This window comes from Terriglobales bacterium (assembly GCA_035937135.1).
Lineage (GTDB): Bacteria > Acidobacteriota > Terriglobia > Terriglobales > Acidobacteriaceae > DASYVL01.
In genome coordinates this window covers 1-9,483 of the sequence record DASYVL010000042.1, presented here as the reverse complement: position 1 = coordinate 9,483, position 9,483 = coordinate 1, and the positions used below count along the sequence as shown (strand labels likewise).

Annotated in this window: 8 protein-coding genes; 3 read left to right on the top strand and 5 right to left on the bottom strand. The window is 66.4% G+C overall.

Annotation, left to right across the window (positions count from 1 at the left end; translation table 11 throughout):
* Positions 1-471, top strand: a 471-nt coding sequence (locus tag VGQ94_02525) for a peptidylprolyl isomerase (GenBank protein ID HEV2021379.1), incomplete at its 5' end; no start/stop codon positions are given.
* 88 nt (positions 472-559) lie between these two features.
* Entirely contained in the window at positions 560-1,087 is a 528-nt protein-coding gene (locus tag VGQ94_02520; protein ID HEV2021378.1) for a peptidylprolyl isomerase, read from the top strand.
* 3 nt (positions 1,088-1,090) lie between these two features.
* On the opposite strand, the gene mdh is transcribed toward VGQ94_02520, so the two are convergent.
* The 3 genes from mdh to VGQ94_02505 all read right to left on the bottom strand — a co-directional run bounded on the left by mdh (position 1,091) and on the right by VGQ94_02505 (position 6,544).
* Positions 1,091-2,017: a malate dehydrogenase gene (gene mdh, locus VGQ94_02515; GenBank protein ID HEV2021377.1), complete on the bottom strand. Its 927-nt coding sequence runs from the start codon at positions 2,015-2,017 to the stop codon at positions 1,091-1,093.
* A gap of 79 nt (positions 2,018-2,096) precedes the next feature.
* The gene (locus VGQ94_02510; GenBank protein ID HEV2021376.1) at positions 2,097-3,521 is read right to left on the bottom strand and encodes an NADP-dependent isocitrate dehydrogenase; all 1,425 of its coding nucleotides are present in this window, start codon (positions 3,519-3,521) and stop codon (positions 2,097-2,099) included.
* Positions 3,522-3,601: 80 nt separating this feature from the next.
* Positions 3,602-6,544, bottom strand: a complete 2,943-nt coding sequence (locus VGQ94_02505) for a hypothetical protein (protein ID HEV2021375.1) — start codon at positions 6,542-6,544, stop codon at positions 3,602-3,604.
* A gap of 117 nt (positions 6,545-6,661) precedes the next feature.
* On the opposite strand from VGQ94_02505, the gene VGQ94_02500 reads away from it, so the two are divergent.
* Positions 6,662-7,729 carry an alpha/beta fold hydrolase gene (locus tag VGQ94_02500; protein ID HEV2021374.1) on the top strand — a complete coding sequence of 356 codons (1,068 nt, stop codon included), beginning with the start codon at positions 6,662-6,664 and terminating at the stop codon, positions 7,727-7,729.
* A gap of 20 nt (positions 7,730-7,749) precedes the next feature.
* On the opposite strand, the gene VGQ94_02495 is transcribed toward VGQ94_02500, so the two are convergent.
* Positions 7,750-8,967, bottom strand: a complete 1,218-nt coding sequence (locus tag VGQ94_02495; GenBank protein HEV2021373.1) for an ABC transporter permease — start codon at positions 8,965-8,967, stop codon at positions 7,750-7,752.
* A 116-nt stretch (positions 8,968-9,083) separates the two neighbouring features.
* On the bottom strand, positions 9,084-9,483 hold a 400-nt coding region (gene glnA, locus VGQ94_02490; GenBank protein ID HEV2021372.1), incomplete at its 5' end, for a glutamine synthetase.

The following is a 9,483-nucleotide window of genomic DNA, read 5'->3' as shown; positions in this document are numbered from 1 at the left end:
GAGGGCACCAGGGAGTGGACCAACCCCGCCAGCCACGCCAAGAAGCACGGCGTATCGCTCTACGAGGGCACCATCTTCCACCGCGTGATTCCCAACTTCATGATCCAGGGCGGCGACCCGCTGGGCAACGGCTCCGGCGACCCCGGCTACAGCTTCGAGGACGAGTTCGTCCCCCAGCTGCGCTTCGACCGTCCCGGCCTGCTGGCCATGGCCAACTCCGGGCCAGACACCAATGGCTCCCAGTTCTTCATCACCGAGGTGCCCACGCCGCACTTGACCGGGCACCACACCATCTTCGGCCAGTGCGACGCCGCCACCGTGGCTCTGGTGCGCAAGATCGCCCGCATGCCCCGCGACCCTCGCACCGACCGCCCCTTCCGTCCGGTGAAGATTGTGAAGATCACCATCCTCCGCGAAGCAGAGAAGAGTCCGGCCAAAGTAGCGAAGCCCGCGGCAAAACCAGCGAAGTGACCGCACGCGTTCTCCGGCGTGGGAGACCCGAGTCGAAGGACCCAGGGTTGGAATGAATTAGAATTACCCGCGCGACGGAAAGGACCCCATGCCCCGCACCCCCGGAACCTACGCCATCCTCGACACCACGGAGGGCAAGATCGTCTGCCACCTCTTCGAGAAGGACGCGCCCAAGACCGTCGCCAACTTCACGGAGCTGGCCGAGGGTGCGCGGGAATGGACGCACCCAGTCACGCGCCAGAAGTCCAAGGACCGCCTCTACGACGGCACCATCTTCCACCGCGTGATCCCCAAGTTCATGATCCAGGGCGGCGACCCGGCGGGCACCGGCATGGGCGGCCCCGGCTACCAGTTCGCGGACGAGACCAAGGGCTCTCCCCACAAGTTCGACAAGCCGGGCAAGCTAGCCATGGCCAACGCCGGCCCCAACACCAACGGCTCCCAGTTCTTCATCACCGTGGCCGCCACTGACTGGCTCACCGGCAATCACACTATTTTTGGCGAGGTGGTCGAGGGCCAAGACGTGGTGGAGAAGATCGTCAACGTCCCCCGCGGCGCGCAGGACAAGCCACAGAAGGAAGTGCGGATTAGTTCGCTGACGATCGAGCGCGCGTAGGGCCTACACCCCGATCACGTCCACCAGCTCCTTCACCGCGTCGGCGCTCTTCTTAAGCCCAGCCTGCTCCTCGGGTGTGAGCTTGATCTGGATGATCTCTTCCAGGCCCTTCTCGCCCAGCTTGCACGGCACGCCCACGAACAGCCCCTTAATGCCGTACTCGCCTTCGAGGTAGGCGGCGCAGGGCAGAATCTTCTTCTTGTCTTTGAGGATGGCCTCGACCATCTCCGTCACCGCCGCCGAGGGTGCGTAGTAGGCGCTGCCCGTCTTCAGGTACTTGACGATCTCCGCCCCGCCGTCGCGGGTGCGCTGCACCAGCCGGTCGATGGTTTCTTTTGTCATCAGTTCGGTGATGGGGATGCCGGCCACGGTCGAATACCGCGGCAGCGGCACCATGGTGTCGCCGTGCCCGCCCAGCACGAAGGCGGTGACGTTCTCTACGGAGACCTTCAGCTCCTCGGCGATGAAGGTACGGAAGCGCGCCGAATCCAGCACGCCCGCCATGCCGATGACGCGCTCGCGGGGGAACTTGCTGATCTTGTAGGCGGCCTGGGCCATGGCATCCAGCGGATTCGACACCACGATCAGGATGCAGTCGGGCGAATTCGACACCACCTTGCCCACCACGTCCGACATGATCTTGTAGTTGGTATTGAGCAGGTCGTCACGGCTCATGCCCGGCTTGCGCGGGATGCCGGCGGTGATGACCACGATGTCCGACTTCGCGGTGAGCGCGTAGTCGTTGGTGCCGATCACCTGCGAGTCCCGCTTCTCGATGGGCATGGCTTCCAGCAGGTCCAGGGCCTTGCCCTGCGGCACGCCCTCGATGATGTCGATGAGCACCACGTCGGCCAGTTCTTTCGACGCGATCCAGTGGGCCACCGTCGCCCCCACATTCCCTGAACCTACGATGGTCACTTTCTTTCGCATGATGAGTTCCTCTCTTGAAAATTGTCATCCCGAGCGAGGGTGCGCGAAACGATTCGCGCCCGAGCCGAGGGACCTGCTTCTAGTCCCCCGCCACCTTCACCTTATCCATGTTCCCGATGATGCAATCCGCGAACTCGCTGGTCTTTACCTTGGTGGCGCCTTCCATCAGTCGCTCGAAATCATACGTCACCTTTTTCTGCTGGATGGTGCGCTCCAGCGCGCTCTCGATGAGACGCGCCGCCTCCGCCCAGCCCAGGAAGTCGAACATCATCATTCCCGAGAGGATGACCGAGCCGGGGTTGATGACGTCCTTGTCGGCGTACTTGGGCGCGGTGCCGTGCGTGGCCTCGAAGATGGCGTGCTGGTCGCCGATGTTGGCTCCCGGCGCGATCCCCAGACCGCCCACCTGCGCCGCGCAGGCGTCGGAGATATAGTCGCCGTTCAGGTTAGGCGTGGCCAGCACCTGGTACTCGTCGGCGCGCGTCACTACCTGCTGGAAGACGGAATCGGCGATGCGGTCGTTCACCATGATCTTCTTCTTCCACGCCCCCTGCCCGTGGGTCTTCCCGATGGCATCGAGCACTGCCTGGACCTCGGCGTAGATCCCCTTGCGGAAGTCTTCCGCGGTGAACTCCAGGCCCGGCTCGATCAGCGCCGCGTTCTGCTCCACGGTAAGCGCCGGGTTCTTGTCTTTGTTGTCCAGGATCCAGCTCTCGCGCTCGGTGACCGTCTGCTCACGGAACTCCTCCACCGCCACCTGGTATCCCCACTCGCGAAAGGCGCCCTCGGTGAACTTCTGGATGTTGCCTTTGTGAACCAGCGTGACCGCGCGCTTCTGCTTGGCGATGGCATAGCGCAGCGCCATGCGCACCAGGCGCTTGGTCCCGGTGACGGAGATCGGCTTGATGCCCACGCCCGAGTCCTCACGCACCCGCTTCTTGCTGTCCTTCAGCATCACGTTGTTCAGGAAGTCGATAAGCTTCTTACACTCGGGCGTTCCCTCTTTCCACTCGATCCCGGCGTACACGTCCTCCGTGTTCTCGCGGAAGATGACCACGTTCATGCGCTCCGGGTGCTTCACCGGCGAAGGCACGCCCTGGTAGTACTTCACCGGGCGGACGCAGGCGTAGAGGTCGAGGATCTGCCGCAGCGCGACGTTGAGCGAGCGGATGCCGCCGCCCACCGGCGTGGTCAGCGGGCCCTTGATGGCGACGCGAAGGTCGCGCATGGCCTCGACGGTGTCGTCCGGCAGCCAGCTCTTGAACTTGGAAAACGCCTTCTCCCCGGCAAAAACCTCGTACCAGGCCACGCGCCGCTTGCCCTTGTAGGCTTTCTCCACGGCGGCATCGAAGACGCGCCGCGAGGCCTTCCAGATGTCGCGGCCTGTCCCGTCGCCCTCGATGTAGGGCAGGATGGGGTTGTCGGGGATCTGGAAGCGGCCGTCGCTGTAGCCGATAGGCGCGCCGTCCGTAGGAACCGGGTAGCCGTTGTATGAGGACTTCACCGTATTCTCCGCAAGCGGGGGAATTATAAAGAACCCGGGTGCTTCGCGCTGTGACGAAGGACTCCGCCCCCCGTGACGTCCTAGGAGGAAGGCGGGCGCACCTCGCCCGCCGGCAGCACGCGCTCATACACCTCGCGCACGGAGGTGAAGGCGCGCGTGAGTTCTCCCTCCAGGCCGCCGGCGAAGTCGCGGCGCAGCAGCTTGCGGGTCAGCCGCTCCACCGTCTCGCGCGCGTGATCGGAGGCGGGCACCGACTTGCGCGCGCGCCCTGTCACCAGCCGCACCACGTGCTCGAGCGTCCTAAGCAGCTCGGCGGCCGAGTCCAGCGTGGCGCAGTCGTTGTCCGAAAGATGCCCCTGTGCCGCCAGCCCGTGCAGCCGCTCCCGGATGTTTCCGGCCAGCCGCACGCGATTGCGCACCATCAGATACGACGCCACGAAATCTATGTCGTAGAAGCCGCCGGGCCCGGTCTTGAAGCTTCCCGGCTCGCTCGACTCCGCCTTCTCCAGCTTCCCGCGCATCTCGCGCACCGCCGCGGGAAATGCCGGGTCGTCCGCAAAGCGGGCGCTTCCCTGCTCGACTGCGGTGACTGCCCGCTCGGCCAGGCGCCCGGAGCCCGCGATGAAGCGCAGCTTGGTGTAGGTGAGCGCCTCCCAGGCGTGCGCCTCCCCGGCGATGTACGAAGCCAGGTTCGCCGGCGTCACCACCAGCTCGCCCTCGCCGCCCCGCGGACGCAGCCGAGGATCGACGGCGAAGACCGTGCCCTCGCGGGTGTAGGCCGCCAGGGCCTCGACGATCTGCTCGGCGGCGCGCGCGGCCTTGCGGGCGTCGAGCTTCTCCTCGCGCAGGAAGAGCAGGTCGGCGTCGGAGGCGATGTCGAACTCGCGCGAGCCCAGCCGTCCCAGCGCCAGCACCGCGAACTGCGCCGGCGCACCGGCCATGCCCAGGGCGGCGGCGATGGCGTCGTCGGCGGCCGCCGACAGCTCTTCCAGCGACTCGTACACCGGACGCAGCTCGGCTAGGTCACGGGCCCCGGCGGCAAAGGTCCGGTGGCGGCTGTATCGCCGTAGCAGCGCCATCTTCTCGCCCTGCTCCGCCGCGCCCGTGGCGATGTGGGCAAACGCCGGGTCCCCGCCGGCTCCGGCGCTTTGCGCATCTGGGAACAGGCGCGCGGCTTCCGCGGCGCGCTCTCCCTCGCCCAGGTCCTCGAGCGTTCGAATCTCCTCCGGATGCCGGATGAGGATCTCCGTCAGCCCCTCGCTCACCGCGAAGATTTGCAGCGCCCGTTCCACCGCCTGCGGCGCCCGGGCAACGGCGGCGTAGCGCTCGGAGCTGGTGAGCGCGGCGCTCAGGAAGCGCTGCAGGTTGCGGCGCGTGTGGCTGGCCAGGTCGCGCCGCGCCGCGATCTCGTACAGCCCCGGCGAATCGCCCGCCAAATGCTCCAGTATCTGCTTGAAGGACTGCTCCTTGCCGCTCTCCGCCGCGGTCGAGCGCAGGCGAAACTCGGAGTCCTGGTCCTCCCGCTTGGGCAGATGCTGCTTATGGATGACGCGGTGGTAGATCTCCGCCACCGCAGCCATTCGCCGCCGCACTTCCTCTTCGATCCCTTCGCTGGCCTCCGCGGCCCGGGGACCGACGACCGAGCGCGTCAGGACGCGCAGCTCAGCTTCCGACTGCGGCAGGTGGTGCGTCTGCTGGCCCTGACGCAGTTGCAGGCGGTGCTCCACCCGGCGCAGGAACTCGTAGCCGCTGTTGAGGTCGTGGAAGTCCTTGCCGCTGATATGGTCCTTGTCGTGCAGCTTCTGCAGGGAGAAGAGCGTGCCGCCGGAGCGCAGCCACAGTTCCTCGCCGCCATAGACGCGCTGCAGGCACTGCACCAGGAACTCGATGTCGCGGATGCCGCCGCGGTCAAGCTTGACGTCCAGCCCCGCGGCCTTGGCCGGCCCCTTCTTGCGCCGATGCGAGCTGATCTTCTCGCGGGTATCGAGCGCGGTCTCGATGGCAATGAAATTCACCTTCGCCCGGTAGACACAGGGCAGCACGCCGCGCAGGAACTCGCGCGCCAGAGCGAGGTCGCCGGCCGAGTGGCGCGCCTTGATCATGGCCTGTAGCTCCCAGTCGTGCGCCGTCTCGGAGTAGTAGCGCAGCGCCTGGCTCAGACCCACGGCGGGCTCGCCTTCGCTGCCCTGCGGGCGCAGCCGCAGGTCGATGCGGAAGACCGGACCTTCGCGCGTGAGCCGCGAAAGGACCTCGGTGGTCTGTTGCGCCAGCCGGATGAAGTACTCGCGGTTGGAGATCTCCGCCGCCTCCGGCGGCTCGCCATCCCCGTGCAGGAACATCAGGTCCACGTCCGAGCTGTAGTTCAGTTCGTTGCCGCCCAGCTTGCCCAGCGAAAGCACGGCAAAAGGCGTTTCCACCAGGCGCCCCTGCGCGTCGTTGTGGCGGGGCGGGCCGTAGCGCTTATGCAGGGCGGAATCGGCCTCGCCCAGCGCGGCTGCGATGAGCACGTCGGAGAGCGCCGAGATCTCGCCGGTGGTGTCCGCCAGGGTGGCCAGGCCCAGTACGTCGCGCAGCATGATGCGGATGTACTCGCGGCGCTTGAAGCGGGCCAGGGCCAGCGCCGTGTCGGCTTCGAGGGAGCGGGAGCGGAAGCGCGCCAGGCTCTCCTCGAAGTCCTCGCGCGAGTGCGAGCGGTCCAGTTTCTTTTCCCGCGAGAGCTGCTGCAGCAGGTCGGGATTCTGGATCAGCGTCTCGCCCAGAAACTGGCTGTAGCCGAAGATGGCCAGGGCGTAGTGGATGAGCCCGCGGTGCCGGTCCAGCAGCCGCAGGGTCTCGCCACTTCCCTCCGCGCAGAGTTTTTCGAAGAGGTTGAGCGCGGCGTCGGGGTCGGGAGAGCCGGCCAGCAGTGTGGGCAGGGCGTCCAAGACCCCGTGCGGGGCGCGGGTGGCGATGCGTTCCAGGTTAAGCGCCGCCGCTTCCGGATCGCGGAACGCGATGTGAGAAATCGCGGTGACCTGAACCAAGCTGGGACGCTCCCTCGCACAGCCGAGGACGGCTGTGCCACACAGGCTCACGCGGGCCAGCATAGCACGGGGTAGAGACGTAGCATGCTGCGCCTCTACCGCTTACAATCTGCGGCCATGAAACGCTTCGCGATTGCAGCCCTGTTCCTGGTCGGCGCCGTCTGCCTGCACGCCGCTGACTATCCGCAACCCACCCCCGGCGACTTCGTCCTCAAGGACTTCAAGTTCGCCTCGGGCGAGACCCTGCCCGAACTTCGCATCCACTACCGAACCCTGGGCACGCCGCAGAAGGACGCCCACGGCCGTGTGCGGAACGCCGTCCTGGTGCTGCACGGAACCACGGGCAGCGGCGAGAACTTTCTGAGTGCGAGCTTCGCTGGGGTCCTCTTCTCCCCCGGCGGCCTGCTGGACGCGCGCACGTACTACGTCGTGATCCCGGACGGCATCGGCCACGGCCAGTCCTCCAAGCCCTCCGACGGCCTGCACGCCCGCTTCCCCCGCTACGGCTACGACGACATGGTCACGGCGCAGTACCGCCTGCTGACCGAGGGCCTGGGCGTGGACCATCTGCGGCTGGTGATGGGGACCTCGATGGGCGGGATGCACACCTGGGTGTGGGGTGAGAAGTATCCCGACTTCATGGACGCGCTCCTGCCCCTGGCCTCCCTGCCCGTGCAAATCGCGGGGCGTAACCGCGCCTGGCGCAAGATGGCGGTGGACGCCATCCGCAACGACCCCGGCTTCAACCACGGCGACTACACCGCCCAGCCCTACGGGCTCACGTTCGCTATCGACCTGCTCTGGCTGATGAGCAGCAGTCCCGTGCAGCGCCAGAAAGACTCCCCGACGCGCGAGCAGGCCGATGCGGCGGTGGACCAATTCGTCGCCGGCCTGATGAAGAGCCACGACGCCAACGACGTGGCCTACGCCATCGACGCCTCCTGGGACTACAACCCCGAGCCGAAGCTCTCGACCATCCAGGCGCCGCTCTTGGCCATCAACTTCGCCGACGACCTCATCAATCCGCCGGAGCTGGGAATCCTCGAGCGCGCCATCAAGCGCGTGTCGCATGGGCGCGCGGTGCTGATCCCGGCGGGCCCGGCGACCCGCGGCCACGGAACCCATTCCCTGCCCGCGGTGTACCAGCAACACCTGGCAGCGTTCCTCAAGGAGACGACGAAGTAGAGAGGCAGCAGGCTGCGTCTCTACTCGAAGCGCAACGCTTCGATGGGATTGAGTTGCGCGGCGCGGTCGGCCGGGTAGTATCCGCACGTGACCCCCAGGACCACGGAGAACAGGCACCCGACCAAAACCACGGTCCGGGTGACTTCCATATCCCAATGCAGCAGGCTCTGGACGGCGACGGCGCCGCCGAAGCCGGCCAGCACGCCCAGCAATCCGCCGAACAGGCTGATGGCCACGGCCTCGCTCAGGAACTGCGCGCGGATGTCCCACTCGGTGGCGCCCACGGCCAGGCGCACCCCGATCTCCCGCGTCCGCTCGGTCACCGTCACCAGCATGATGTTCATGATGCCGATGCCTCCCACCAGCAGCGAGAGCGAAGAGATCGCCGCCAGCAGCAGGGTGAACACCTCGGCCGTGGCCAGTTGCGCCTGGATCAGCTCCTCCGGCGTGCGGATGTTGAAGTCGTCGTCCTCGCCCGGGTTCATGTGGTGGCGCTCCCGCAACAGGGTGATGATCTGGCGCTTGGCCTCCGGGATGGCTTCCCCGGAGACCGCGGAGCAGAAGATGTCGTCCAGCCAGAACTCGCCCGTAATCCGTTTCTGCACGGTTGTGTAGGGCAGGATGAGGAAGTCGTCCTGGTCCTGGCCGGTGACGGAGGCGCCCTTGCGCCGCAGCGTCCCCACCACCTTGCAGGGCATGTCGCGCACGCGAACGATCTTGCCCACCGGATCTTCGTCAAAGAAGAGGTTGTCCGCCGCCGTCTGCCCCAGCACGCACACCGGGACGGCGCGGTCCACATCCTCCTTGGTGAAGAGCGCGCCCGATTGCAGCTCCCACTTGCGGATCTCGAAGAACTCCGGTGTCACACCGCGGTAGGAGGTGTACCAGTTGCGCTTGTTGTAGACCACGGTGATGCGCCCGTCCGCGTTGGGCGTCTGGATGCGGATGAGCGGCACCTGGCTCTGGATGGCCTGCATGTCGGCCAGCACCAGGCTGCGGGTGCCGCGGGCTCCGTTGCGCACCCCATTGCGGCTTCGGCTGCCGGCCTCCACCCAGATCATGTTGTCGCCCAGGCTGCGCAGCTGCGCCTCCACCTTCGCCGAGCCCGCGCTGCCGATGCCCACCGCGCAAATGAACGATCCCACGCCGGTGACGATGCCCAGCACGGTCAGGAAGCTGCGCAGCTTGTTCCGCCACAGCGAGCGGAGGCATTGACGGAAAAAGGACGAGCGCCACATGGGAGACCTGATTGTCTCTCACAATAGCGAACAGTGCCTTGCCGGAGCAAACAAATAGGCCCGGCTCATCGCCGGGCCCGCTGTTGTAGAGACGCAGCATGCTGCGTCTCTACGGGTTAAATGTCGTAGTACAACGCGAACTCATAGGGATGCGGGCGCAGACGGACTGCGTCCACTTCCTTCTCGCGCTTGTACTCGATGTAGGTGTTGAGCAGCTCCTCGGTGAAGACGTCGCCCTTGAGCAGGAACTGGTGATCGGCCTCGAGGGCATCAAGGGCGTTCTCCAGCGATCCGGGCATCGAGGGCACCTTGGCCAGCTCCTCAGCGCCCAAGTCGTAGATGTCCTTGTCCAGCGGCTGACCGGGATCGATCTTGTTCTCGACCCCATCCAGGCCGGCCATGACCATGGCCGCGAACGCCAGGTAGGGATTGCAGCTCGGGTCGGGAGGACGGAACTCCACGCGCTTGGCCTTGGGTGAGGCCGAGTACATAGGAATGCGGCAGGCGGCGGAGCGG

Bases quoted from the DNA above. Each gene is read 5' to 3' on its own strand.
- VGQ94_02520 (HEV2021378.1), top strand. From the start codon at position 560: ATGCCCCGCACCCCCGGAACCTACGCCATCCTCGACACCACGGAGGGC.
- mdh (HEV2021377.1), bottom strand. From the start codon at position 2,017: ATGCGAAAGAAAGTGACCATCGTAGGTTCAGGGAATGTGGGGGCGACG.
- VGQ94_02500 (HEV2021374.1), top strand. From the start codon at position 6,662: ATGAAACGCTTCGCGATTGCAGCCCTGTTCCTGGTCGGCGCCGTCTGC.
- VGQ94_02495 (HEV2021373.1), bottom strand. From the start codon at position 8,967: ATGTGGCGCTCGTCCTTTTTCCGTCAATGCCTCCGCTCGCTGTGGCGG.